The organism is Burkholderia latens, from assembly GCF_902499045.1.
Lineage (GTDB): Bacteria > Pseudomonadota > Gammaproteobacteria > Burkholderiales > Burkholderiaceae > Burkholderia > Burkholderia latens.
Map to the genome: position 1 here is coordinate 1 of NZ_CABVPL010000005.1, position 25,006 is coordinate 25,006.

The following is a 25,006-nucleotide window of genomic DNA, read 5'->3' on the forward strand; positions in this document are numbered from 1 at the left end:
CCGCGCTCGCGCCCGGATGCACGACGAGCCAGCGCCCGTGCCCGGGGCCCGGCCGGCGCGCGCCGCCGATGCGCTGCAACGCGGCGCGCAAGCGTGCGTGCAGCGCGCGCCGCGCGGGATCGCCGGGCTCGAACGCCATCCGCCAGTCGGACGTCTTCGCGCCGATCGTGCGCACCAGCGCAAGCTGGCGCGCGACTTCGTGGCGCACGTGCGACTCCGGCTCGGTTTCGGGCACGCGGTCGGTCAACAGTTCATACGGATTCTCGCGGCAATGCGCGAGCCGCAGCGGAATGCCCGCGAGCCAGCACATCATCGCGGCCGGCAGCGGACTCTGGCTGTACACGGTGAAGATCACGGCCGCGTCGAAGCGGCCGGCGAGCAGCCGGTCGATCATGTCGAGATCCGCGACCGGATCGCCGCGCGCATCGGGGTGCTTGACCCACGGCGCATCGTAGGTCCACACGTCGTCGACCATCGGCAGATGGTTCGCCAGCGCGGCGCCGGTGCGCGACGTCAGCAGCGTGAGCCGGCGGCCGTGGCCGCTCTCCTTCAGCGCACGCAGCGCGGGCGTCGTCATCAGCACGTCGCCGAGGCTGTCGAGCCGCACGCACAGGATGCGTCGCGCACGCTCCCACGCGGCACTCATCGCCGCCCCCACAGGCCGTGGCGGCGCGCGGCCTCGCGCGCGACGATGTCCGCTGCGGCATCGAGGCGGTCGACCACGTGATGCGGCGTGCGCGCCGCATCGATTCGCCATTCGGTCTCGTTGCCGCAGTCGACGAGGATCGTGCTGCAGCGCGCGGCGCGACCGGCCTCGACGTCATCGAGAATGTCGCCGATCATCCAGCTCCATTCGGGAGCGGCGTCGAGCGCGGCGATCGCGCGGCGCAGCATGCCGGGGCGCGGCTTGCGGCACACGCAGTCGCAGGTGTAGCGCGGCACGCTGCCCGCCGGGTGATGCGGGCAGTAAAAAAAATCCGCCAGCGTCGCGCCGTTTGCTTCGAACAGTTCGGCAAGACGCTGGCGGACCGCGCCAAGCTGGGGTTCGGTAAAGTAGCCGAGCGCGACGCCCGGCTGATTCGACACGACCGCGATCGGCATGCCCGTCGCGCCGAGCGTGCGCAGTGCGCGCGCGGCGCCCGGCGCGAGCCGGATCTGCCCGGGGTCGACGTTGTACGGCACGTTCTCGACCAGCGTGCCGTCCTTGTCGAGCAGCACCGCGCCGGGCAGCCGTCGTTCGCGTCTCACGGCCATGACGTCTCCTTCATCGGCAGCACCATCACCTCCGGCACGACCGTGCCCGGCGGCTGCGTGAGCACGAAGCGCACGGCGGCCGCGACGTGCTCGGGCGGCTGCAGCGTGTCCTCGTCGATGTCGGGGAAGCGGTCGAGCAGGAACGGCGTGCGCATCCCGCCGGCGACGATCGCCGACACGCTCACGCCGGCCGGCCGCAGTTCCGCGTGCAGCGCATGCGACAGGCCGAGCAGCCCCCATTTCGTCGCGTGATACGCGGACGCATTCGGCCACGCGCGCTTGGCCGCCGTCGACGCGATGTTCACGATGTGCCCGCTGCCGCGCGCCTTCATCATCGGCACGGCCGCGTGGCACATCAGGTACGGGCCGAACAGGTTGGTCATCATCACCTGCTGCCACGCGGCAACGCTGACGTCGTCGATCGGTGCGGTCACGTCGATCGCCGCGTTGTTGACGACGATGTCGAGATCGCCGAGCGCCTCGCGCGCGTCGTGCACGACCTGCAGCACCGACGTCTCGTCGCGCACGTCGAGCGGCCGTCCGACCGCCTGGCCGCCATGCCGCTCGAGCCGCTGCGCGACGGCCGCCGCGCGATCGCCGTCGAGATCGGCGACGATCACGTGCGCGCCGTGTTGCGCCAGTTCCTCGCAGATGGCCTCGCCGAGGCCGCGGCCGCCGCCCGTGACGAGTGCGGTACGGCCGGCGAGCGGTGGTCGGGCGGGATCGTGAGTCGCGTTCACATGCACCTCCTGTTAGCGTCCGAAGAATCGTGGCGATGACACTTGTCGTGACAAGCGTCCTACAGGGGTACAGCGAAAAGCGTGCCACTCGGCGGAAGCCCGCGCCGTATCGCGCTGCGGCGCGCGCCGGCTGGCTTTTTTATAACCGGCTGTAAAAACGTGCCCGCTCGCCCGCGCTCAGATCGCGAGGCTGTCCGGCGTCGCCTGCGCGCGGTGCTTCGCGAGCGCGCGCAGGCAGTGCGCGATGCAGCCGGCGAACGCTTCGTCGAACCACGGCTGCGCGCCCGATACGCCGACCACGATCCCGTGCTGCGCGACGGCGCCCCACAGGTTCGTGTCGCCCGCACGCAGCCGGTACGGTTCCAGCGCTTGCACGACGTGGCCGTCGCGGCCGGTCTCCCACGACAGCCGCGCCTTCGCGCGTGCGTACGCGCGATAGTCGGCGTCCCAGTCCTTCGGGTCCGGCAGCGAGAACTCGTACAGGATCGCGTCCTCGAAAGCCGCATCGCGCGGCCCGAGCGCCGGATCCATGATCACGATGTGCAGGCAGCCGCTGTCGCCGACGAAGTCGCTCTGCAACGCAGCCGACAACGTCGGCAGCAGCAGTTCGACGGCCGCGACCGCGGCCTGGCGGTCGGCGAACGCGCTACCGCCGCGGCGCTCGGTCACGGCTTCGGGGGTCGTCGGGTTCAGAAGGTTCGGCATGGATCTCTCCGGAGGAAAAAGCGAGCGCACGCAGCGCCGCGATGAGGTCGGCCGCTACCGCGGGCTTGGTCAGGTAAGCATGGAAACCCGCTTCGACCGCGCGCGTGCGATCGCGGTCGCGCGCATGGCCGGACAACGCCAGCGCCTCGAGCGGCGCGCGGCCGTCGCGCGGGCGGTCGGCGTCGAGCTGGCGCACGCGGCGCATCACCGCGTAGCCGTCTTCCTCGTCGTCGCCGAGATCGATGTCGCAGACGAGCAGCGTCGGCCAGTCGACGCGGCGCCTGCGCCACAGGTCGTCGAGCAGCGCCTGTCCGGACGCGAACGCCTGCACGTCGGCGCCCGCGACCTTCAGCAGCGCGGTCAGCGCTTCGCGCGCTTCGTCGTGATCGTCGACGCATGCGATGCGCAAGCCGTCGAGCGGCGGCTTCGCGTCGGCGGACGTCGCACCGGCGTCAGAGCCTGGCGCGCCGGCGCCCGGCAGTTGCATCGATGCGGGCGCCACCGCGCACACCGGCAGCGACAGGTGCAACGTCACGCCGACGTCGTCGCGTTCGCGCAGGATGTAGCCGCCCGCTTCCTCGATCGCGCGCTGCAGCAGTTCGAGATCGACCAGGGACAGCTCGGGCGCCTCGACGCCCGCACACGTGATCGTGATCCGCGCGTCGGGATCGTGGCGCGCGGTGCGCACTTCGACCTGCCCGCCGCCGCTCACGTCGATCCCGCCGCGGCACAGCTCCCAGATGAAACGCCGCAGCGCGGCCGGGTCGGCCTTGACGACGAGGTCTTCGTCCGACAGCTGACGGAACACCGGCACGCCGCGCGCCGCGGCCGCTTCCGCGAGCGAGTCGAGCACCTGCGCGACCAGCGGGTTGATCCGCACCGGCTGCCGCGCGAACTTCGCCTCGGTGCGCTCGAGCTCGCGCTGCTTCGCCTGCAACGCCCACATCTGCGCATACACGCCGTTGCTCGCGAGCAACTCGTCGTGCGTGCCTTGCTCGACGAGCCGGCCGTACTCCATCACGAGGATCCGGTCGGCATCGACGATCGTCGACAGCCGGTGCGCGATGATGAGGCTCGTGCGGTGCTGCGCGACGCGCATCAGTTCCTGCTGGATCGCGCGCTCCGAGCGCGTATCGAGCGCCGACGTCGCCTCGTCGAACACGACGATGGGCGGCGCCTTCAGCAGCGCCCGCGCGATCGCGACCCGTTGCCGCTCGCCGCCCGACAGCCGCACGCCGCGCTCGCCGACGCGTGTGTCGTATGCGTCGGGCAGCCGTTCGATGAACGCGTCGAGCTGCGCGCCGCGCGCGGCCGCGACCACGTCGGCGCGCGTCGCGTCGCGCCTGCCATATGCGATGTTGTACGCAAGCGTGTCGTTGAACAGGATCGTGTCCTGCGGCACGATGCCGAGCGCTTCGCGCAGGCTGCGCTCGGTCACGAGGCGCAGGTCCTGGCCATCGATCCGGATCGTGCCCGCATCGGGCTGGTACAGCCGGAACAGCAGCCGCGCGAGCGTCGACTTCCCCGAACCGCTGCCGCCGACCACGGCGACCGACTGCCCGGGCTCGATGCGGAACGACACGTCCCACAGGATCTGGCGGCTCGGCTCGTAGCCGAAGTCGACGTGCTCGAATTCGATCGCGCCGCCGCGCACCACGAGCGGCTGCGCACCGGGCGCGTCGCCGTCCTCGCCGGGCTTGCCGCGCGCATCGAGCAGCGCGAACAGCCGCTCGACGTTCGTCATCGCGTCGTTCGCCTCGCGGAACACGAAGCCGAGCGCGTTCAGCGGCAAGCTGATCTGGATGATGTATGCGTTGATCAGCACGAGATCGCCGACCGTCATCGTGCCGCGCGCGACATACTGGCCGGCGAGCAGCATCACCGCCGCGATCCCCGCGCCGATGCACGCGCTCTGCCCGATGTGCAGCGTCGACAGCGCGTACTGGTTGTCGACGCCCGCGTCGCGCCATTCGTCGAGCACGCGATCGAGCCGGTCGCGCTCGACGTCCTCGCGCGCGAAGTACTTCACCGTGTCGACGTTCAGCAGGCTGTCGACCACGCGCGAGTTCGATTCGGCCTCGAGCGCGTTCACGCGGCGCTGGTAGCGCATGCGCCGGCGCGTGAAGACCACCGTATACGCCGCATAGACGGCGAACGTGATCAGGATGATCGCGGTGAAGCCGCCGCCGTACTTGCCGATCATGATCATCAGCACGGAGCCGATCTCGATCGCGGTCGGCACGATCGTGAACACGGCGACGCCGAGCAGGTAGCCGATGCCGGCCGTGCCCTTCTCGAGGTCGCGCACGACCGCGCCCGTCTCCCGCTGCGAGTGGAAGCGCGCGCCGAGCCGGTGCAGGTGGCCGAACGTACGGACCGTAAACGTGGCGACCGTGCGCTGCGTGACCTGCACGAACGTCATGTCGCGCACTTCGTTCAGCGCATTCGCCGCGAAGCGCACGACCGCATACGCGAACAGCAGCAGCACCGGCAGCGCGATCGGCTGGCCTGCCGCGCGCCCGAGCCCGTCGACGATGTCCTTCAGCAGCAGCGGCACCGACACGGCCGCCGCTTTCGCGAGTATCAACAGTGCGATCGCCGCGAGCACGCGCGCGCGGTAACGCCAGATCGCGCGCCACAACTCGCCCGCGATGCGCCGGCGCAGGCCGCGCTTCGGATCGTCGCGCGGCGCGGCGCGAGCGGCGCCAGCGGCGTGACGGGCGCGGTCGCCGCGAGCCTCGCGATCGTCGCGGTCGTCGCGCTCGCCGCGCGTCGGGTCGTCAGTGCCGGTCGTCATGCGCGCGATGGCTGGTTCCCGGGTGGTCGGATCGTCCCGCGCATCGGCCGTCAATGGCGCGGTTCGCGGCCGGAGCCGCTTTCGGTCGAAGTGCCGCCGCTGGTGCCGCCGCCGGCCCCGGCCCCGGCCCCGGTCCCGGTCCCGGTCCCGCTGCCCGGTTCCGGCTCGCGCACGGCCGGCTGCGTCGGGGTGACGGTGCGTTGCGACGGATGCAGCACCATGCCGGTGTCGTGCTCGCCGTCGCGGCGCACGCGCACGCGGTTCTCGACGTCGCGCACGCACATGCAGTCGTCGGCGATGTCCTCGATGTCGTGCTTCATCCAGCGCGACGGCACCGTGCCGTCGAGTTCGACGCGGCCGTCGCGCACCTGCACGGTGACGTCGCTCACGTCGATGTCGAGCGCACGCGCGAGCCGCTCGCACACGTCCTCGCGAATCCGCTCGTCCGAGCGCGTATAGCCTTTCGGGCCGCGCGGCCGGCGCATCACGTCGCGCGGCGCATCGCCGCCGAAACGCGACAGGTCGGGCGCGTCCGCAACGCGAGGACCGCGCGGATCGTAGTCGCGCTCGCCGCCGTACCAGCCCATCCGGTGATGGCCGCGCAACCCCGGCCGCTCGCCGCCGTAGCGGCGTTCCCCGCCATAGCGGCCCTCGCCGCTTTCGCGCGCGACATCGCCGCCGCGGTTCCCGTAGCCGCGCTCGGCCTCCCAGCCTGCATCGCGCGCACCGGTCGGCACGTCACGCCAGTCTGCCGCGCCGCGTCCACGCTGCTCGGCCGCCGAGCGCGCCGAGCGCTCGCTCCATTCGCTGCCCCAGTCTTCCGGGCCGACGTCCTCGCTCGCGAAGCGCCGATACGCCGACTCATAGTCGGCGTCATGCCGTTGCGCTTCCCCGCCGCGGAAGTCACGCTCACCGGCACCGCGGTATGCGCGTGCGCCGCGTTCCTGCCAGTCCGGCGGCCCGCCGCGTTCACCCTGCCGCCCGGGATATCGTCGTTGCATCGTCGTGTCCCTCCTTGATCGCGCCTGTGCCGCGCACGGCCCCGTGTCGCGACGCGGCGCGCGTTCGTCAGATCGTTGCAAATCGCGTGCCGCGTGCGCGGCCGGTGCGCCCGTCAGGAAACCGGGCAGCGTACGGATCGCGCACGTCGATCGGTGCGGTTCCGCACCCTCGTGCACCGTTGCGCGCGCTTCGTCACGCTGCCGCGTCGGCCCACCGGCCCGGCTGCCGCATGCGCAACGCCGGTAGTCGGGCCTCGTCGGCCCGACCTCGTCCCTATCTGCAACGCGATTGCAGTTTTTGCGCAGGCCTCGGCACAGCGGTTCCCGCTCGCTATGCGCGGTCGGTGCCGGGCTGCTGCGGCGCGTCGGGATCTTCCGTGCTGCCCGGATCGCTCAGCCGCTCGGTGCGGTCCGGCTCGATGTCGGCGCCTTCCTCCAGCCCCGCATCGCCGTCCGCGGACGCACGCTCGCCGGTGCCCGCGCGGTCCGTATCGCTGTCGAGCGACGCATCGCCGCGCTCCAGCGCATGCTCGTCGAGCGGCGAGTCGACGTCGAACGAATGACGCCGCGCGCCCGCCGTGTCGCTGCCGCTGTCTGACGAGTCGCTCGATCCGAGCGCGCGGCCGTCGCGGCCGCGCTGCGCGTTGTCGTCGTCCGGGCCGGCCGGTTCGTTGTCGGGGTTCAGTGTGCTGTTCATGTCGGTTCCTCGTGTAGCGTCGGGCCGCTGCGGGCCGGCATTCCGCGCGGCACGCCGCGGCCTGGGGGTCGGCGTACGACGCAATCGGCGTGCCGCGCCGTCGCGTGCGCCGGACACGCACGAAACCGATCCGGTCGCACGCGCGGCGCGGCACGGGCAATGCGCACCCATTGATCAGGTGAATTGGGTTCCCGTATGCTGTTGCGGGAATCAATCCGGTTTGAATTGCCGCCGCCGGCCCCGCCAAAGGGTGGCAGGGCGGGTTTGTCCGCCACCCTTCGACTTGCCGTTCCGATGACAAAAGACGACGCCATTACCGATTCGCACCCGCCGCTCGAGCCAACCGATGCTCGGGATCTGCTGCACCGCTTCGCCGAATTCCGCTTCGAGACGGTCGTCGGCGCGATCACCGACTACGCGGTGTTCATGCTCGACCCGCACGGCAACGTCGCCACGTGGAACCGCGGTGCGGAACGCATCAAGGGCTACCGCCCCGCCGAGATCCTCGGTCATCACTTTTCGCGCTTCTATCCGCCTGACGCGATCGCCGCGGGCCGCCCCGCGTTCGGCCTTCAGGAAGCGGTCGCGCGCGGCCACTTCGAGGACGAAGGCTGGCGCGTGCGCAAGGACGGCACGCTGTTCTGGGCGAGCGTCACGATCACGGCCGTGCGCGACGCGGCGGGCCAGCTGGCCGGCTTCATCAAGATCACGCGCGACATGACGGAGCGCAAGCGGCTCGCGGAGCTAGAGGCGTCGACGCACCGGCTCAGCGTGTTCATCGCGATGCTCGCGCACGAATTGCGCAATCATCTCGCGCCGCTGCGTCACTCGGTCGGCGTGCTGCAAAGCCTGCCCGATCCGGCGCCGGCGCTCGCGCAATGCCGCGACGCCGTGCATCGCCAGGTCGCGCAGCTGACGCGGCTCGTCGACGATCTGCTCGACGTCGGCCGCATCACGGCCGGCAAGATCCAGCTCGACAACGCGCCCGTGACCGTGCGCGACCTCGTGTGCCGCGGCGTGGAGAGCATCCAGCCGAAGCTGGCCGCGCGCGAGCAGCACATCCACGTCGCCCTGCCGGCCGATCCGGTCGTCGTGCGCGGCGACGCCGCGCGGCTCGTTCAGGTGCTGCACAACCTGCTCGACAACGCATCGAAATTCTCGCCGCATGGCGCGCGCATCGACGTCAGCGCGAGCGTCGATGCTTCCGGCGTCGCGATTCGCGTGAAGGATCAGGGTGTCGGGATCGCGGCCGGGTCGCTCGAGAAAATCTTCGATCTGTTCGAGCAGGAAAACACCTCGGGCCGGCGCGCGTCGGACGGCTTCGGGCTCGGCCTCGCGATCTGCCGGTCGTTCGTCGAACTGCACGGCGGGATGATCTCCGCCGAAAGCGACGGGCCCGGCCAGGGTTCGACGTTCACCGTGCGGCTGCCGGTCGACCCGAACGCGCGCGTGGAAGCGCCCGCACCGCGGCCGCCCGAGCACGCGGCGCCCGCGCCGCTGCGCGTGGTCGTCGTCGACGACAATCGCGATTCGGCCGACACGCTGGCCGTGCTGCTGCAGGTGAAGGGACATGCGGCGCGCGTCGCATACGACGCCGACGAAGCGCTCGCCGTCGCGCGCGAAACCGTTCCGGATCTGATGCTGATCGACCTGTCGATGCCCGATATCGACGGCTTCGCGCTGCTGCACGAGCTGCGCTCGATCGACACGCTCGCCGGGATGACGTGCGTCGCGCTATCGGGCCACGCGCGCCCGTCCGATCGAGCACGCACCGCGAGCGCGGGCTTCGACGATCACCTCGTGAAGCCGGTCGAGATGGCGGTGCTCGACGCGCTGTTGCAGCGCGTCGCACGCAAGGTTCACGGCACGCGGTAGCCGCGCGCCGTCACCGTTCATTCGGCCATCGCCCTGCACATCGCCGCGCACGATTCGCACGCCAGCGCGCAGCGACGGCAGTGCTCGTGCGTATGCAGCAGGCACTCCGCCGCGCACCGGTCGCACGCATACGCGCACAGCGCACAGACCTGCGGCGCGAGCACGCTGCGGCGCGCCATCGCACCGGACGCGAAGCGGCACAGCTGCGCGCACTCGATGTCGAGCGCGATGCAGTCGGTCAGCTTTTGCGGATCGGGTTCCGCGAGACATCCGGCCGTGCATGCATCGCACGCATGCGCGCACGCGTCGCACGCGGCCATGCAGTTGTCGTAGCGTTCGTTCATCTGGCTCATCGCATTGCTCCTCGTCGGGGTTCGCATCGTCACGGCGTCAGCTTCACCTTCATCCAGCCGGGCTCGCGCACGTCGAACGCGCGGTACGCATCGATCGCGTTGGTCAGCGGCTCGCGGCGCGTGAGCACCGACGCCGGATCGAACGCGCCGCTGCGCACCAGTTCGATCAGATGCGGGGTGATGGTGCGGTGATTGCAGTTGCCCATCTTGATCGTCAGGTTGCGGTTCATCGCCTCGCCGATCGGGAACACGCGCGCCTGCGGCGGATACACGCCGATCACCGAGACCGTGCCCGCCTTCGCGACCGCGCGCACCGCCCACTGCAGCACCTGCGACGGCCCGTCGCCCGGCACCCAGTTGCGGCCGTCGGGCTTGCGGCGCGGCGCCACCGCGTCGACCTCCGCATCGAACGCGCGCGCGGCGTCCTGATCGGCCGCGGCCGGCCCGTGCGTCGCGCGCATCGCATCGACGCCTACCGCATCGATCGCGCGATCGACGCCGATCCCGCCGGTGAGCCGCAGCACCGTGTCGACCGGGTCTTCCTCGGAGAAATCGATGGTCTCGGCGCCTTGCGCGCATGCCATCTCGAGCCGCGACGCGATGCGGTCGATCGCGATCACGCGCCCCGCGCCCATCAGCTTCGCGCTCGCGATCGCGAACTGGCCGACGGGCCCGGCGCCGAACACGGCGACCGTATCGCCCGGTTTCACTTCCGCGAGCTGTGCGCCGAAATAGCCGGTCGGAAAGATGTCCGACATCAGGATCGCGCGGTCGTCGTCGATCGTGTCGGGCAGCCGGATCAGGCTCGCGTTCGCGAGCGGCGTGCGCGCGTATTCGGCCTGCAGCCCGTCGAACGGGCCCGTATCGGCGGGACCGCCGAAGAACGCGGTGCCCGCGCGCGGGCCGCCGGGATTCGCGACGTCGCATTGCGCGGTGTAGCCGGCGCGGCAGTACACACAGCTGCCGCATGCGATCGTCGATGGAATCAGCACGCGATCGCCGCGCTTGAGGTTGCGCACGTCTCGGCCGACCGCCTCGACGATGCCCACACCCTCGTGGCCGAGGATCGTGCCCGGCTTCATCCCGCCGAGCGTGCCGCGCACCATGTGCAGGTCGGTGCCGCAGATCGCGCTGGCCGTCAGCCGCACGACCGCGTCGGTCGGTTGCGAAACTTGCGGGTCGGGTACCGTATCGATGCGAATGTCGCCGATGCCGTGAAATACGACTGCTTTCATGTCAGGCCCTCCTTGTCGAAAGCGGAAACGGTGCAAATGACCGTCGCGCAGTTCGAGCAAGGCGCGCGCCTGTCGGTGCGGTGCGAGGGGGCGTCGCCGTCGTGTCAGCCGGCACACCGGCCGCGCGGGCCCATCGATGCTGCCACGATCGACGCACCGCGTCGGCGGCACGCGCGACGATGCGCTCGTGTACGTGAAGACGAAAGTGCCGCCGCGGCAACGTTCCGCTGCAATGGAGGGCCCTGATCGATGCAAGCAAGCGATACGTACATGGACCACGAGATCCGCGTCGAAGCGACGCGCAATGCGCATGGTGCATGAGTCGCGCAAGTGCGGATTTTCCGCGACGGCGAGCCCGTCGATCTGCCGGCGCCGGCACTCGTTACGCCCGAATGGCTCACCTGTGACGAAGCGCTGCGCGGCGGCATCGATCAGGGCCGCGTGATGATTCGCACGCGCGATCGCTGACGGCGCGCTTGCACCGCGCAGCGATGTGCGCTGTATGACGTGCGGCGCAGTGCTCGACCGCGTACGCCGCCCGCGCAACGCAACGCGCGCTCACGCTTGCGCCGCGCGCTGCTGCTCCAGCGCCTCTTCGGCCCGCAGGCAGTCGAGATCGCGGCCGATCGTCGCGACCGCGAGCCGTGCGTTGCCGCGCCAGTACGTCACGGAACCTTGATGGGCGCTCAGATCGCCGTCGACGTCGATGCGATCCCAGTGCTCCGCATGTCCGACGTAACGCACGGTCACGTCGTAGTGCTGGGTCCAGAAGAACGGCACCGCGTCGAACGGCCGCTGCTGGCCGAGCATGTTGTGCGCGGCGGCGATACCCTGCCGCTGCGCGACGACCCAGTGCTCGACGCGGATGCGCTCGCCGGTCAACGGATCGGGCCAGCGTGCGATGTCGCCGGCCGCGTACACGTCCGGTGCGCTCGTCTGCAGGAAACGGTCGACCGTCACGCCGCGATCGACGGCGAGACCCGCTTGCTCGGCCAGCGCGACGTTCGGATGCACACCAATGCCGACGACCACCACGTCGGCCGGCAGCACGTCGCCGCTCGCCAGCGTCACGTGGTCCGGCGCGATCTGCGCGAGCGTCGCGCCGAGGCGGAACGTCACGCCGTGCGACTCGTGCAGCGCACGGATCGTGTCGCCGAGCGCGTCGCCGAGCACGCGCGCCATCGGATGCGTATCGGGCGCGACCACCGTCACGTCGAGCCCGCGCGTGCGCAGTGCGGCGGCCGCTTCGAGGCCGATGAAGCTCGCGCCGACCACGACGCAGCGCCGTGCCGTCTTCAGCTTGCCGATCAGCGCATCGCAATCGGCGCGCGAGCGCAGCACGCACACGTGCGGCAAATCAGCGCCCGGCACGGTCAGCCGGTTCGGCTCCGCGCCGGTCGCGAGCAGCAGCTTGCCGTAGCCGATGCGGCTGCCGTCCGCGAGTTCGACCGCATGCTGCGCGGGATCGATGCGCGCGACGCGCGTGCCGCGGCGCACGTCGATGCGTCGGTCGGTATAGAACGACTCGCCACGCAGCGGCAACCAGTCGGCTTCGGCCGTGCCGGCCAGATAGTCCTTCGACAGGTTCGGCCGGTCGTACGGCGGTTCGCTGTCCGCGCTCAGCAGCGTGATCGGGTTCGGATAGCCTTCCTGCCGCAGCGTCACGGCGGCGGCGATCGCTGCAGCCCCGCCGCCGACGATCACCACCGACTCCGGCAGCCCGGCCGCTTGCGGCGCCGGCGGCGCTGCCGCAGGCCGCGCATCGAGCACGACCACGCGGCCGTCGCGGCGCTCGACGCGCCAGCACGTCAGCCCGTCGAGCGCCGGAGCCCGCAGCAGAGCGCCGGTGCGCAGGCAGAACGCCGCGTGATGCCACGGACAGCGAATCGTGTCGCCGACCAGCAACCCGTTGGCGAGCGGCGCGCCGTAGTGCGGGCACTGCGCGCCGACGGCGAACAGTTCGTCGGCGCGGCGCACCAGCAGCACCGCGGCGTCGCCGACCTGGCCCTCGATCATTGCGCCGTCGGCAATGTCGTCGAGCGCGATGCCGTGCGCGAGATCGGGACGTGAGGACGAGTGGCTGCTCGAGGACATGGCGTGGCTCCCGGCTGAAGTGACGATCCCATTATCGGCGTCGTTCCCGAAAAGAACAGGTACAGACGCCGCCGCAGCGCACGCAAACGCGGCTGGTGCTGGTACGCGAGCTGCGGCCGGTGCTGGCATCGTCGACGTTGCGGCGCAACACGGCGAATGCGCGTACGCTGGGCCAGCGGCGCAAGCAAACCGCGTGCCGCGATCGGCCTTCATTTCGTCGTCATCCGTCCGTCACCGGGGAACGCCGCGACGCCGGCGCGGACGCTATCGCGCGTCACGCCGCTTCACATGCCGCGCGGCCCGCGCCATCAACGCATGCAGGCCGCCGCGAGCTTGCCCACAGCGACGATCGCGCGCTCGATCTCCTGAGACCACGGGCTGCTGTAGTTCAGCCGGATGAAATTGCGATAGGTGTCGGTGATCGAGAACATGTAGCCGGGCCCGATCGTGATCCCCTGCTCCAGCGCGAGCTGATACAGGCGCATCGCATCGACCGTCGCCGGCAACTCGACCCACAGCACGTAACCGCCCGCCGGGCTCGAGATGCGCGTGCCCTCCGGGAAGAACCGCGACACCATCGCGCGCATCAGGTTCGCCTGCTGCGCGTACGCCTTGCGAATCCGCCGCAGATGATGCTCGTAGCCGTCGCGTTCGAGAAACTCGGCGATCGCGAGCTGCGGCAGCGACGGCGTCGCCAGCGTATTCAGGAACTTCAGCTTCTCGACCTGTTCGCGATAGCGGCCCGGCAACGCCCAGCCGATCCGGTAGGCGGCCGTCAGGCTCTTCGAGAACGACGCGCAGTGCAGCACGATCCCGTTGCGGTCATGGGACTTCAGCGTGCTCGGGTGCGAATCGCCGAAATACAGTTCGTTATACACACCGTTTTCGATGATCGGCATGTCGACCCGCGTCGCGAATTCGACCAGTTCACGCTTGCGCTCGTCCGGCATCTGGAAGCCGAGCGGGTTCTGGAAGTTCGGCATCACCCTGCACGCGGCGATCGGCTGCGACTTCGCGATCGCGGCCAGCGCCGCGATGTCGATCCCGTATTCCGGGTGCGTGGCCACTTCGATCGCCTTCATCCCCATCCGCTCGATCGCGTGCAGCATCGCGTAGAACGTCGGCGACTCCACCGCGATCGTGTCGCCCGGCTTCGCAACCGCCTGCAGGCACAGGTTGATCGCCTCGGTCGCGCCCACCGTCACGATGATCTCGTTCGGATCCACCGACATCCCGTTCTCCAGGTAGCGCCGCGCGATCTGACGAATCAGCCGCGGATGGCCGGGCGGCAGCCCGTCCGTCACGCCCCACAGCGACTTGTTGCGGCCGGCGGCATACGCGTAGCGGTTCAGCTTTTCGAACGGGAACAGGCTCGGGTCCGGATATGGCGAACCGAGCGGCACCGCGTCGTCCGCGCCGATCGAGCGCAGCGTCGACAGCACGAGCCGGCTCATGTCGACCGACGACGAGATCGCGATCGGCTTCGACGGCCGCAACTCGCGCACCGGCGCGTGGTTATCGTCGTGCCGCAGGTTCACGAAGTAGCCCGACTGCGGCCGGCTTTCCAGCAGCCCGCGGCTTTCGAGCAGCAGATACGCGTGCAGCACGGTCGTGATGCTGATCCGGTGCTGCTGGCTCGCCTGCCGCACCGACGGAACACGATCGCCATGTCGATACACGCGTTGCCGGATGAGTCTTTCTATGTCGTTCGCGAACTTCTCGTAGAGCTTCATCCGCCTCGCCCCGGCAACGGTACACCGGCCTGCGACGCGCGGGTCCACGTGCCGCACCGGCGCGCGGAACCGGATACCGGTGCGCGGCCGCGGGCGTCCCTGAACGGAACGCGTCCATTACCGAAATTGAAGGCGGATAGCAATGCGAAATCCATCGTGACAAGGATCGGCATCCTACTGCGGCAATTCGGCGAATGTAAGTGACAGTTTGGCGAGCGAACGTCAAATCGCGCGCGTGTGGTGAACAGATGGGAAGACGGCGCGATGCCCGCCAGTCATGAACCTGCACGCGCGCACGGCGCCGCCCGCGCGCCGCGCGATCGCGGCGCTGCGGCGCGTCCGGATCGCGCTCGGGCGCGGAAGGTTCGATTCGCGCACACGCCGATCGTCATCGCGCGATACAAGTGCGGCCGCGACGTATCGCGCGCGGCGCGTCGTTATCGCGGCGCGCGGGCATCCTCCTCGACGTCGTCGACTTCCGCCGGAAAACGATGCTGCCCGAAACTGAGAATCAGCACGCCCGCCGCGAGCAGCACGATCCCGAACGTGGTCATCAGCATCCGCTCCGGGCTGTCGGTCGCGCCGCGCAGGATCAGATCGCGCGCGAGCGACGTCATCGCTATGAACAGCGGGAACCGCACCGGCAGCCGGCCGAGCCGCAAATAACGCACGTCCATCGCGAGCACCTCCAGATACAGGAACATCAGCAGCAGGTCGGTGAGCGACACCTCGCCGGCGAGCACGACCTTCCATGCCTCTTGCGTCATCGCGAACGCGGTCGCGAGCCCGATCACGATCAGCCCGGCCAGCTCGGCCGCATGAAGGAAGCGGCCGAAGCGGCGGCGGATACGTTCGGCAGTCGTATCGGCGGATGCAGTGGACGTATTCAACGCGATGGCCGGTGCAGTGTCGTAGGTGCCGCGAACGATGCGCGGTCGCGGCGGCGGATGGTGCCGGGCAACGGGAAGCCCGCGACCGGCGAATCGTAAATCGTTGCGCACGCACCGGGTTCGGTCGCGCCGGTCGCGTGCGCGAGCGCGGACAGCGTCCGCCGCCAGCATGCGTGAAACGCGACGCCGGCATCGGCGCATGCGGCACCGCCGCCTGGGCGGCCCCGCAACAACCGGCAGCCGAAACAGCGTTCGGGGCCATCGGGCCGCGCGCTCGCCTGCTCGACGACTGCACCGAAAATACGCATCGCTTCCAAAAGGTTCATCATGATGGTCGCGCTCGGGCGGCGCGAACCTAATCTACTGCACGCGCCACGCCCGCTCAAGAGCACAGCGCGGCCGGCTGCAGGAGTACAGCTGCACGCGCCGCGCCAATTCGGACCTCGATCAACCCATTCGAATGACAGATCATCGATACGTGTTCCAAAGACCCGCCGAAGCTGCTAGATTGCAGGCTCGACGACGTTACGCGGTGCGGACAGGTCTCGCGCCGGGCGAACGCGCGGCCACTTGCCTGCCTCCCCTTTCGCGCCCCGGGCGGCAGGCTGCCGCCGCCGCGGCCCGTTGCGCGATGCCCGCGCAACGTCCCTCATCCGCATGTCACAAAGAGAACAGTCGCATGACACAGTCCAACCGTTCGCCTTCGCGCGCCGCGGCGTCCGTGGCCCGTCCGTCCCGACATGACTGACCGGCAGCCCGCGATGCAAACCCGTCCCCCGCTTTCCCAGGCCGTTCACAGCCCGATCACGCGCAGTGCGATCTTCCTCGTCGCCACCGTCAATCCCGGCGCCGACCGCGCCGACCGAATCCGCGGATGGTGCGGCGACATCGCCGCGCTCGTGCGCTCGGTCGGCAAGCGCGTGCCCGACGGCAACCTGTCCTGTGTGTGCGGCTTCGGCGCCGACGCATGGGATGCGCTGTTCGGCGAGCCGCGCCCGGCATCGCTGCATCCGTTCCGTGAATTCGGCGCCGGTCACCGCGTCGCGATCGCGACGCCCGGCGACATCCTGCTGCACATCCGCGCCGACGCGATGGACCTGTGCTTCGAGCTTGCGACGCAGCTGCTGAACGCGCTCGGCGACGCGGTCACGGTCGTCGACGAGGTACACGGCTTCCGCAACTTCGACCAGCGCGCGATGATCGGCTTCGTCGACGGCACCGAGAACCCCGAAGGCCGCGAGGCGGTCGACTTCACGGTGATCGGCGACGAGGATGCGGAATTCGCGGGCGGCAGCTACGTGATCGTGCAGAAGTACCTGCACGACATGGCCGGCTGGAACGCGCTCTCGGTCGAGACGCAGGAGCGCATCATCGGCCGCACCAAGCTGTCCGACATCGAACTCCCGCCGGACGTGAAGCCGTCGTGCTCGCACAGCTCGCTGACCACGCTCGACGAGAATGGGCAGGAAGTGAAGATCCTGCGCGACAACATGCCGTTCGGGCGCCCCGGTTCCGGCGAATTCGGCACCTATTTCATCGGCTACGCGCGCTCGCCGGCGCCGATCGAGCAGATGCTCGAGAACATGTTCGTCGGCCGTCCGCCCGGCAACTACGACCGGCTGCTCGACTTCAGCCGCGCCGTCACCGGCTCGCTGTTCTTCGTGCCGTCTGCCGACCTGCTCGAAGCGCTGGCCGATCGCCCCGCCCCGGCCGCCGACGCAGCCGCGGCCACCGCCGCCGCGCCGCAGCCGGCGCCGTCGTCTTCCGGGCCGCATCGCGACGGCTCGCTGAATATCGGATCGCTGAAAGGAGTCAAAGCCTATGAATAACCTGCACCGCGAACTCGCCCCCATTTCGTCGTCCGCGTGGGAGCAGATCGAGGAAGAAGTCGCTCGCACGTTCAAGCGCTCGGTCGCCGGGCGGCGCGTCGTCGACGTCGAAGGCCCGGCCGGCCCCGAGTTGTCGGCCGTCGGCACCGGGCATCTGCTCGACGTCGCCGCGCCGCGCGAGCTGGTGAGCGCGCGGCTGCGCGAAGTGCGCACGATCGTCGAGCTGACCGTGCCGTTCGAGCTGAGCCGCGATGCGATCGACAGCGTCGAGCGCGGTGCGCGCGATGCCGACTGGCAGCCGGCGAAGGACGCCGCGCAGCGCCTCGCGTTCGCGGAAGACGGCGCGATCTTCGACGGCTACCAGGCCGCGGGCATCGTCGGCATCCGCGAAGGCACGTCGAACCGCAAGCTGACGCTGCCGACCGACGTCAGCGCATACCCGGACGCGATCAGCGACGCGCTCGAAGCGCTGCGGCTCGCCGGCGTCGACGGCCCGTACTCGGTCGTGCTCGGCTCGGATGCATACACGGCGCTCAGCGAAGCGCGCGACCAGGGCTACCCGGTGCTCGGCCACATCAAGCGCATCGTCAACGGCGAGATCATCTGGGCGCCGGCGGTCAGTGGCGGCTGCGTGCTGTCGACCCGCGGCGGCGATTACGAGCTGCACCTCGGCGAGGACGTGTCGATCGGCTACACGAGCCATACCGACAAGGTCGTGCGCCTGTACCTGCGCGAAACGTTCACGTTCCTGATGCTGACGAGCGAGGCATCGGTGGCCGTGGCGCCGCAAGCCAACACGGCGGCCTGACGTCCCGCCCGCGCGCGATGCCTGCCGGGCGTCGCGCGCACCGGCCGCGTATTACCGTCCACGCGACCGGCCGCACGTTCGTCGCCGCCGAACCATCCTGCATGGAGCGTGACATGAGCGATTCGAATGACGCATTACAGGCGCTGCAAGCGTCGGTCGACAGCCTGAAGCTGGCCGTCGACGCGAGCGCCAGCCACCAGGCCGGCGAGACCGCCGTGCTGTTCACCGTGGTGTCGCTGATGCTGGCCGAGCTGCCGCCCGACACCCGCAACCTGATCGAGGATTCGTTCTCCGTCTGGGCCGATGGTCTGCAGAATCCGGCGCTGTCGGCCGTCGTGAAGCAGATTGCGCGGCAGCGGCTCGCGATGACCCTCTCCGACTGACGCCGGTCGCCACGGTCGCGCCATGTCCGGCCCGTACCGTGCACCCCGTCCATTTCGCGTCCTGCGTCGCGCCGCGCGTCGGTCGCCGCCCGCGAGCGACCCGGGCCGGCGCCACCCCGCACACGGCCGCTCCGCGCGTTCGCGCGAACGTGCGTGCGCCGCGTTTAGGCGCGCGTGCTCCCTCCCGTCCGCCGTTTCCCGGCATCCTGCGCGCCGATGTCGCACCGCCGTTCGCGCGCGCCCCGCACCGGCGCGCATCGCCGCCGCGCTCGCGGCACCGGCCTGCACGCTCGTCTGTACTCCTGGCCTGTCGCGCGCCCACGCATGTGAGGGTGCAATTCCCGGCCGCGCCGCTGCGCAACTGTGTCTTGGAGGCCACTGGCCGATTCGCTATTTTGAACGCAGTCGAAGTGATGCCGCGGGCTCCGCGCAGCACCGGGGTTGCCGGCGTCGAGCACGCGCCCGATTCACGCCGACGGGCGCTGCGCGATGGCGTCGGCGCGACGCGCGCGCCGCGGGCCGCGTCGCGCAGTGGGCACCCCCGTGCGATATCGCAGGCGGGACTTCCCTTTCGATCCACGTTCATTGACAGGAGCCAGACCACCATGCCCGCACTTTGCGATATCTGTCACGCCCGGCCGGCCGTCGCGCGCGCCACCGTGATGCAGGACGGCGAGCGCAAGACGATTTCGATCTGCGACTACCACTTCCGCCAGCTGATGCGGCATCAGAGCATGCTGAATCCGTTCGATTCGCTGCTGGGCGGCGGATCGTCGTCGCTGTTCGGCGCGGCGGGCGACGAGCCGCCGTTCGCGGCCGAAATTCCGCGCGAATCGGTCGATCCGACCGACGCGTTCAGCGAGCAGACGCTCGAACTGCTGCAGCGCGCGGCCGAGAAGGCGCACGAACTGCGCCGCGGCGAACTCGACACCGAACACCTGTTGTACGCGCTCGCGGACACCGACGTGTGCGCAGCGCTGCTGAAGGAATTGAGGCTGTCGCCGCAAGACCTGAAGGCCTACATCGACGAGCACGCGCATACCGGCACCGCGTCGCCCGACGCATCGCTCGACCGGCTCACGATCTCGCCGCGCGTGAAGAAAGCCGTGCAGCACGCGTTCCAGGCGTCGCGCGATCTCCGCCACTCGTATATCGGCCCCGAGCATCTGCTGATCGGTCTCGCGGCCGTGCCGGACAGCATCGCCGGCACGCTGCTGAAGAAATACGGCGTGACGCCGGAAGCGCTGCGCCAGAAGGTCGTGAAGATCGTCGGCAAGGGCGCGGAAGACGGCCGCGTCGACGCGCCGACCGGCACGCCGAATCTCGACAAGTTCGGCCGCGATCTGACTGCGATCGCACGCCAGGGCAAGCTCGATCCGGTGCTCGGCCGCGCGCAGGAAATCGAAAGCACGATCGAGGTGCTCGCGCGCCGCAAGAAGAACAACCCGGTGCTGATCGGCGAGCCGGGCGTCGGCAAGACCGCGATCGTCGAGGGGCTCGCACAGCGGATCGTGAACGGCGACGTGCCGGAAGTGCTGCGCGGCAAGCGGCTCGTCGAAGTGAACATCAACTCGATGGTCGCCGGCGCGAAGTATCGCGGCGAATTCGAGGAACGCGCGAAGCAGCTGATCGACGAAGTGACCGCGAAGCACGACGAACTGATCTTGTTCATCGACGAACTGCATACGATCGTCGGTGCGGGCCAGGGCGGCGGCGAAGGCGGCCTCGACATCGCGAACGTGCTGAAGCCGGCGCTCGCGCGCGGCGAGCTGAGCCTGATCGGCGCGACCACGCTGAACGAATACCAGAAACACATCGAGAAGGACGCCGCGCTCGAACGGCGTTTCCAGCCGGTGTTCGTGCCGGAGCCGAGCGTCGAGCAGACCATCGTGATCCTGCGCGGGCTGCGCGACAGCCTCGAGGCGCACCACCAGGTCACGTTCGCCGACGACGCGTTCGTCGCGGCAGCCGAGTTCGCCGACCGCTACATCACCGCGCGCTTCCTGCCCGACAAGGCGATCGACCTGATCGACCAGGCCGCCGCGCGCGTGCGGATCGGCGCGACGTCGCGCCCGGTCGACATCCAGGAAGACGAAGCGCAGATCGCGCAACTGAAGCGCGAGCAGGACTACGCGACGTCGCGCAAGCGTTTCGACGAAGCGAAGCAGTTCGACGAGCAGATCAACGCGAAGCAGAAGTCGCTCGACGAAAGGATGGAGGCGTGGCAGCGCAAGACCGGCTCCGAAACGCTCGAGGTGACGGTCGAATCGGTCGCCGAAGTCGTGTCGCGGCTGGCCGGCATTCCGGTGTCCGAACTCACGCAGGAAGAGCGCCAGAAGCTGCTGAAGATGGAAGAGCAGCTGCGCGAGCGTGTGGTCGGCCAGAACGATGCGGTGGTCGCCGTCAGCGACGCGGTGCGGCTGTCGCGCGCGGGCCTCGGCCAGACGCACCGGCCGATCGCCACGTTCCTGTTCCTCGGGCCGACCGGCGTCGGCAAGACCGAGCTCGCGAAGGCGCTGGCCGAAACCGTGTTCGGCGACGAGCAGGCGATCATCCGGATCGACATGTCCGAATACATGGAGCGGCACGCGGTCGCGCGGCTGATCGGCGCGCCGCCCGGCTACGTCGGCTACGACGAAGGCGGCCAGCTCACCGAGCGCGTGCGGCGCCGCCCGTACAGCGTGATCCTGCTCGACGAGATCGAGAAGGCGCATCCGGACGTGTACAACGTGCTGCTGCAGGTGTTCGACGACGGCCGGCTGACCGACGGCAAGGGGCGCGTGGTCGACTTCAGCAACACGATCATCATCGCGACCAGCAACCTCGGCGCCGCGATCATCATGGACAATCTCACACAGCCGGAAGCCGCGCGCAAGACCGACAAGGCGATCCGCGAGCAGTTGATGCAGGTGCTGAAAGGTCATTTCCGCCCCGAATTCCTGAACCGGATCGACGAAGTGATCGTGTTCCATGCGCTGTCGAAGGAGAACATCCGCTCGATCGTGCAGATCCAGCTCGACCGCGTGGTGCGCACCGCCGCCGCGCAGGACATCACGCTCGTGATGAGCGACACACTGGTCAAGCATCTGACCGAAGCCGGCTATCAGCCGGAATTCGGTGCGCGCGAACTGAAGCGGCAGGTGCGCCAGATCATCGAGACGAAACTCGCGAAGGAGATTCTCGCCGACAGGCTGCAGTCCGGCGATCGCGTCGAAGTCGATTACGACAAGACGGCCGACACCGTGACGTTCAGCAAGCTCGCGCCGCCCGCGGCCAGGGACGCGAAAAAGGACGCCGACGGCAACGCGCGGCCGAACGGCAACGCGGCGAAAGAATCGGCCGACGCGAAGGATCACGAAGCGATCGCCGATGCGCCGCCGCCCCCGGCCGCGAAGAAATTCGGCAGGAAGTCGTCCGCTGCGAAGAAGGACGCCAGTTGATACCAAGCGGGCCCGGATTCACGGGCCCGCATGACCGGCTCCGTCCGCGGGACGGAGCCGCCCCACGCCGCGACACGGCGCAACCCGAGCCGCCCCGCCACGGGCCCGACTCATGGAGATTCAAATGACAAATCGACGCGAAGTGCCAGGCATCAGGAAATACGACGGGCCCGCCGGCGGTTGGGGCGCGCTTCGCGCGACAGCCGAAGCGGTGCGCACACAGATGGAAACGATCGAGGCGCCGATCGTGCTGATGCGGACCAACCAGCCCGACGGCTTCGATTGCCCCGGCTGCGCATGGCCTGACAAGGAACACAAGTCGACGTTCCAATTCTGCGAGAACGGCGCGAAGGCCGTCACGTGGGAAGCGACGACCAAGCGCGTGACGCCGGAGTTCTTCGCGGCGAACACGGTGTCGTCGCTGCTGCGGATGTCCGATTACGAGCTGGAGAACATGGGCCGGCTCACGCATCCGCTCGTCTACGATCGCGCGACCGACACGTTCCGCGCGGTCGAATGGGACGACGCATTCGCGCGCATCGGCGAAGTGCTGCGCGCGCTGCCGCCCGAGCAGGTCGAGTTCTATACGTCGGGCCGCGCATCGAACGAAGCCGCATACCTGTATCAGCTGTTCGCACGCGAGCTCGGCACCAACAACTTCCCCGACTGCTCGAACATGTGCCACGAGCCGACCAGCGTCGGCCTGCCGCAATCGATCGGGATCGGCAAGGGCACGGTGTCGCTCGAAGACTTCGACCACTGCGAGCTGATCATCTCGATCGGCCACAACCCCGGCACGAACCACCCGCGGATGATGGGCACGCTGCACGAGTGCTCGCGCCGCAACGTGCCGATCATCGTGTTCAACCCGCTGCGCGAACGCGCGCTCGAACGCTTCGCCGATCCGCAGGACATGATCGAGATGGCGTCGTTCGGCTCGACGCGCATCGCGTCGACCTACTATCAGGTCGACGCAGGCGGCGACGCGGCCGCGCTGAAGGGCGTCATGAAGGCGCTGCTGCAGCTCGAGACCGAGCGCGGCGACGTGCTCGACCGCGACTTCATCGCGCAGCACACCCACGGCTTCGACGCATTCTCGGCCGACCTCGAAGCCACGTCGTGGGACGACATCGAGCGCGCGAGCGGCCTGAGCCAGGCGCAGCTCGAACAGGTCGCGCTCGCGTATGCGAAGTCGAACGCGACGATCGTCACGTACGGAATGGGCGTCACGCAGCACAACAAGGGCACGGCAACCGTTCGGCTGATCGCCGATCTGCTGCTGATGCGCGGCAACTTCGGCAAGCCGGGTGCGGGCATTTGCCCGCTGCGCGGCCACTCGAACGTGCAAGGCAACCGCACGGTCGGCATCACCGAGAAGCCGTCGGCCGAATTCCTGCAGAAGATCGAGGACGTGTTCGGCTTCAAGCCGCCCGCGCATCACGGGCACGACGCCGTACAGGCGATGCAGGCGATGATCGACGGCGACGCGAAGGCGCTGCTGTGCCTCGGCGGCAATTTCGCGGTCGCGCTGCCCGACCCGGAAGTGTCGTTCCCGGCAATGGCGAAGCTCGATCTGAGCGTGCATCTCGGCACGAAGCTGAACCGCTCGCATCTGCTCGTCGCGAAGGAAACCTACGTCCTGCCCGTGCTCGGCCGCACCGAGCTCGACATGCAGGCGAGCGGCCGGCAGTCGATCACCGTCGAGGATTCGATGTCGATGGTGCACGCGTCGGCCGGCAAGCTGAAGCCCGCGTCCGACCAACTGCGCTCCGAACCCGCGATCATCGCGGGAATCGCGCATGCGACGCTGCCGAACAGCACGGTCGCGTGGCTCGACCTGATTGCCGATTACGACCGCATCCGCGACCTGATCGACAAGACGGTGCCCGGCTTCGAGGCGTTCAACGAGCGCATCCGCACGCCGGGCGGCTTCCGGCTGCCGCTGCCGCCGACCGAGCGCGTGTGGCCGACGGCGACCGGCAAGGCGATGTTCTCGGTCTACAAGGGCGTGAAGGAAGACGCGGACGTGCTCGGCGCCGATCAGGTGCTGCGGCTGATCACGCTGCGCAGCCACGATCAGTACAACACGACGATCTACGGGCTCGACGATCGCTATCGCGGCGTGTTCGGCCGGCGCGACGTGCTGTTCATGAACGCGGCCGATCTCGCGAAGTACGGGCTCGAACACGGCGATCTCGTCGACATCGAGACCGTCACCGCGTCGGGCCGCACGCTGCGGCTCGAGAAGATCACCGCGATCGAGTACGACATCGCGCCGGGGTCGGTCGGCGCGTATTACCCGGAAGCGAACGTGCTCGTGCCGCTCGACTACATCGACAAGGAAAGCGGCACGCCGTCGTACAAGTCGGTGCCGGTGAGGGTCGCGCGCTCGGCGGTGGTCTGACGGCCCGATGCGGAAGCCAGGCGCGCACCATTTCCTGCGGCGCGCCTGCCGCGTTACTTCCCCTTGCCGCCGCGTCGCGATCGATGCGGCGGCTTCTCTTTTACCGCGCTCCCCGGCTGCACGGGGCCCAACCCAGCATCCGTCGGCGCGCTCATGAACGGGATCTGCACGACGACGCCGATCGCATACGCGAGCGACGGCTGCGGATCGAAGCCGCCCTGGATCTCGCCGTGCGCCGATGGCCCTGCGGGCAACTTCAGCCGTTACAGGTTGCCGGATCCGAACGACCCACGTGAACTGCCGGCTGGCTCGCCCGTACAATTCTTGACTATGCCCACGCCGCCGAACTGGTACGATGCCGGTCGCCTCGGCGCAAAAAAAGCGCATTTGATCGCTTCTCCTTATCGCGTTGCGACCGGCCTTTTGCCGCCGTCGCGCCGGCGTCACGAGGCCCGTAAAACCGTATCCGGCCCCCGTTCAAGAATCCCGCAACACCCCGGCTCGCCCCGCGCGACCCGTTGCAGTAACCGTTGGAGTGGCGCACCCGCGCGAGCAAGCATGAAAAAATCGAAGCAGCCGACCCATCCCCCGCGCGACAAGGACCGCATGCCGCTCGTACGCGCCGGCGCGTGGCTGCTGATGGCCGGCCTGCTGTATCTGCTGTGGCCGTCCGCAGAAACCGCGTACCTCGCGATGGAGTCCATGATTCGCTGACGCACGCGGCCGGCCGCGCCCTACGCTATACTTGCGCGATGGAAAGCAAACCCG

The 25,006-nt window shown here is 69.3% G+C and carries 20 protein-coding genes and 1 pseudogene; 8 read left to right on the plus strand and 13 right to left on the minus strand.

What is annotated here, in order from left to right; genetic code table 11:
• From BSE24067_RS05135 to BSE24067_RS05165, 7 genes are all read right to left on the minus strand, one after another.
• Positions 1-646: glycosyltransferase family 9 protein (locus tag BSE24067_RS05135; protein ID WP_367647127.1), on the minus strand; the 646-nt coding region annotated here is incomplete at its 3' end.
• Positions 643-1,254 (minus strand): D-glycero-alpha-D-manno-heptose-1,7-bisphosphate 7-phosphatase, encoded by a 612-nt coding sequence (locus BSE24067_RS05140; RefSeq protein ID WP_151068684.1) that lies wholly within the window; start codon positions 1,252-1,254, stop codon positions 643-645. The genes BSE24067_RS05135 and BSE24067_RS05140, both read right to left, overlap by 4 nt.
• Complete coding sequence (locus BSE24067_RS05145) at positions 1,245-1,994, minus strand: SDR family oxidoreductase (protein ID WP_151068683.1); 750 nt, start codon at positions 1,992-1,994, stop codon at positions 1,245-1,247. The genes BSE24067_RS05140 and BSE24067_RS05145 overlap by 10 nt, the downstream gene beginning before the upstream one ends.
• A 177-nt stretch (positions 1,995-2,171) precedes the next feature.
• A complete protein-coding gene (locus BSE24067_RS05150; protein ID WP_151068682.1) occupies positions 2,172-2,699 on the minus strand; it encodes a hypothetical protein in 528 nt (175 codons plus the stop codon).
• Positions 2,641-5,496, minus strand: a complete 2,856-nt coding sequence (locus tag BSE24067_RS05155; RefSeq protein WP_174904702.1) for an ABC transporter transmembrane domain-containing protein — start codon at positions 5,494-5,496, stop codon at positions 2,641-2,643. The genes BSE24067_RS05150 and BSE24067_RS05155 overlap by 59 nt, the downstream gene beginning before the upstream one ends.
• Before the next feature lie 50 nt (positions 5,497-5,546).
• Positions 5,547-6,497: a BON domain-containing protein gene (locus BSE24067_RS05160; RefSeq protein WP_151068595.1), complete on the minus strand. Its 951-nt coding sequence runs from the start codon at positions 6,495-6,497 to the stop codon at positions 5,547-5,549.
• 331 nt (positions 6,498-6,828) lie between these two features.
• Complete coding sequence (locus BSE24067_RS05165; protein ID WP_151068594.1) at positions 6,829-7,194, minus strand: chemotaxis protein; 366 nt, start codon at positions 7,192-7,194, stop codon at positions 6,829-6,831.
• Between the two features lie 294 nt (positions 7,195-7,488).
• Here BSE24067_RS05165 and BSE24067_RS05170 point away from each other — a divergent pair, with 294 nt between their 5' ends.
• Positions 7,489-9,069, plus strand: a complete 1,581-nt coding sequence (locus tag BSE24067_RS05170) for a hybrid sensor histidine kinase/response regulator (RefSeq protein ID WP_151068593.1) — start codon at positions 7,489-7,491, stop codon at positions 9,067-9,069.
• 17 nt (positions 9,070-9,086) lie between these two features.
• Here BSE24067_RS05170 and BSE24067_RS05175 read toward each other — a convergent pair whose 3' ends face one another.
• Positions 9,087-9,413 (minus strand): four-helix bundle copper-binding protein, encoded by a 327-nt coding sequence (locus tag BSE24067_RS05175; protein WP_174904710.1) that lies wholly within the window; start codon positions 9,411-9,413, stop codon positions 9,087-9,089.
• Between the two features lie 38 nt (positions 9,414-9,451).
• A complete protein-coding gene (locus BSE24067_RS05180; protein WP_151068591.1) occupies positions 9,452-10,657 on the minus strand; it encodes a zinc-dependent alcohol dehydrogenase in 1,206 nt (401 codons plus the stop codon).
• A 249-nt stretch (positions 10,658-10,906) separates the two neighbouring features.
• On the opposite strand from BSE24067_RS05180, the pseudogene BSE24067_RS32925 reads away from it, so the two are divergent.
• Positions 10,907-11,125: pseudogene (locus BSE24067_RS32925) on the plus strand (DUF6566 family protein).
• A gap of 90 nt (positions 11,126-11,215) precedes the next feature.
• On the opposite strand, the gene BSE24067_RS05190 reads toward BSE24067_RS32925, so the two are convergent.
• The 4 genes from BSE24067_RS05190 to BSE24067_RS05205 all read right to left on the minus strand — a co-directional run bounded on the left by BSE24067_RS05190 (position 11,216) and on the right by BSE24067_RS05205 (position 15,703).
• Positions 11,216-12,751, minus strand: coding sequence for an FAD-dependent oxidoreductase (locus BSE24067_RS05190; RefSeq protein WP_151068590.1), 1,536 nt, complete (start codon positions 12,749-12,751; stop codon positions 11,216-11,218).
• Positions 12,752-13,059: 308 nt separating this feature from the next.
• Positions 13,060-14,484 (minus strand): aminotransferase-like domain-containing protein, encoded by a 1,425-nt coding sequence (locus tag BSE24067_RS05195; RefSeq protein ID WP_174904703.1) that lies wholly within the window; start codon positions 14,482-14,484, stop codon positions 13,060-13,062.
• 437 nt (positions 14,485-14,921) lie between these two features.
• The gene (locus BSE24067_RS05200) at positions 14,922-15,374 is read right to left on the minus strand and encodes a phosphate-starvation-inducible protein PsiE (RefSeq protein ID WP_151067344.1); all 453 of its coding nucleotides are present in this window, start codon (positions 15,372-15,374) and stop codon (positions 14,922-14,924) included.
• Positions 15,371-15,703, minus strand: coding sequence for a LysR family transcriptional regulator (locus BSE24067_RS05205; RefSeq protein WP_151067346.1), 333 nt, complete (start codon positions 15,701-15,703; stop codon positions 15,371-15,373). The genes BSE24067_RS05200 and BSE24067_RS05205 overlap by 4 nt, the downstream gene beginning before the upstream one ends.
• Positions 15,704-16,114: 411 nt before the next feature.
• On the opposite strand from BSE24067_RS05205, the gene BSE24067_RS05210 reads away from it, so the two are divergent.
• From BSE24067_RS05210 to BSE24067_RS05235, 6 genes are all read left to right on the plus strand, one after another.
• The gene (locus BSE24067_RS05210) at positions 16,115-17,203 is read left to right on the plus strand and encodes a Dyp-type peroxidase (RefSeq protein WP_151067350.1); all 1,089 of its coding nucleotides are present in this window, start codon (positions 16,115-16,117) and stop codon (positions 17,201-17,203) included.
• On the plus strand, positions 17,196-18,011 hold the full coding sequence (locus BSE24067_RS05215) for a family 1 encapsulin nanocompartment shell protein (RefSeq protein WP_151067352.1): 816 nt from the start codon (positions 17,196-17,198) through the stop codon (positions 18,009-18,011). Before BSE24067_RS05210 ends, BSE24067_RS05215 begins: the two co-directional genes overlap by 8 nt.
• Before the next feature lie 113 nt (positions 18,012-18,124).
• Complete coding sequence (locus BSE24067_RS05220) at positions 18,125-18,394, plus strand: hypothetical protein (protein WP_151067353.1); 270 nt, start codon at positions 18,125-18,127, stop codon at positions 18,392-18,394.
• Positions 18,395-18,999: 605 nt separating this feature from the next.
• Positions 19,000-21,834: an ATP-dependent Clp protease ATP-binding subunit gene (locus tag BSE24067_RS05225; protein ID WP_151067355.1), complete on the plus strand. Its 2,835-nt coding sequence runs from the start codon at positions 19,000-19,002 to the stop codon at positions 21,832-21,834.
• Positions 21,835-21,958: 124 nt separating this feature from the next.
• Positions 21,959-24,238 carry an FdhF/YdeP family oxidoreductase gene (locus tag BSE24067_RS05230; RefSeq protein WP_151067357.1) on the plus strand — a complete coding sequence of 760 codons (2,280 nt, stop codon included), beginning with the start codon at positions 21,959-21,961 and terminating at the stop codon, positions 24,236-24,238.
• A 558-nt stretch (positions 24,239-24,796) separates the two neighbouring features.
• The gene (locus BSE24067_RS05235) at positions 24,797-24,952 is read left to right on the plus strand and encodes a hypothetical protein (protein WP_170297541.1); all 156 of its coding nucleotides are present in this window, start codon (positions 24,797-24,799) and stop codon (positions 24,950-24,952) included.
• Positions 24,953-25,006 lie beyond the last annotated feature (54 nt).

Excerpts from the sequence above, each read along its gene's own strand:
- BSE24067_RS05140 (WP_151068684.1), bottom strand. The coding sequence starts at position 1,254 with ATGGCCGTGAGACGCGAACGACGGCTGCCCGGCGCGGTGCTGCTCGAC.
- BSE24067_RS05150 (WP_151068682.1), bottom strand. The coding sequence starts at position 2,699 with ATGCCGAACCTTCTGAACCCGACGACCCCCGAAGCCGTGACCGAGCGC.
- BSE24067_RS05155 (WP_174904702.1), bottom strand. The coding sequence starts at position 5,496 with ATGACGACCGGCACTGACGACCCGACGCGCGGCGAGCGCGACGACCGC.
- BSE24067_RS05160 (WP_151068595.1), bottom strand. The coding sequence starts at position 6,497 with ATGCAACGACGATATCCCGGGCGGCAGGGTGAACGCGGCGGGCCGCCG.
- BSE24067_RS05165 (WP_151068594.1), bottom strand. The coding sequence starts at position 7,194 with ATGAACAGCACACTGAACCCCGACAACGAACCGGCCGGCCCGGACGAC.
- BSE24067_RS05170 (WP_151068593.1), top strand. The coding sequence starts at position 7,489 with ATGACAAAAGACGACGCCATTACCGATTCGCACCCGCCGCTCGAGCCA.
- BSE24067_RS05175 (WP_174904710.1), bottom strand. The coding sequence starts at position 9,413 with ATGAACGAACGCTACGACAACTGCATGGCCGCGTGCGACGCGTGCGCG.
- BSE24067_RS05180 (WP_151068591.1), bottom strand. The coding sequence starts at position 10,657 with ATGAAAGCAGTCGTATTTCACGGCATCGGCGACATTCGCATCGATACG.
- BSE24067_RS05190 (WP_151068590.1), bottom strand. The coding sequence starts at position 12,751 with ATGTCCTCGAGCAGCCACTCGTCCTCACGTCCCGATCTCGCGCACGGC.
- BSE24067_RS05195 (WP_174904703.1), bottom strand. The coding sequence starts at position 14,484 with ATGAAGCTCTACGAGAAGTTCGCGAACGACATAGAAAGACTCATCCGG.
- BSE24067_RS05205 (WP_151067346.1), bottom strand. The coding sequence starts at position 15,703 with ATGATGAACCTTTTGGAAGCGATGCGTATTTTCGGTGCAGTCGTCGAG.
- BSE24067_RS05210 (WP_151067350.1), top strand. The coding sequence starts at position 16,115 with ATGACTGACCGGCAGCCCGCGATGCAAACCCGTCCCCCGCTTTCCCAG.
- BSE24067_RS05215 (WP_151067352.1), top strand. The coding sequence starts at position 17,196 with ATGAATAACCTGCACCGCGAACTCGCCCCCATTTCGTCGTCCGCGTGG.
- BSE24067_RS05220 (WP_151067353.1), top strand. The coding sequence starts at position 18,125 with ATGAGCGATTCGAATGACGCATTACAGGCGCTGCAAGCGTCGGTCGAC.
- BSE24067_RS05225 (WP_151067355.1), top strand. The coding sequence starts at position 19,000 with ATGCCCGCACTTTGCGATATCTGTCACGCCCGGCCGGCCGTCGCGCGC.
- BSE24067_RS05230 (WP_151067357.1), top strand. The coding sequence starts at position 21,959 with ATGACAAATCGACGCGAAGTGCCAGGCATCAGGAAATACGACGGGCCC.
- BSE24067_RS05235 (WP_170297541.1), top strand. The coding sequence starts at position 24,797 with ATGAAAAAATCGAAGCAGCCGACCCATCCCCCGCGCGACAAGGACCGC.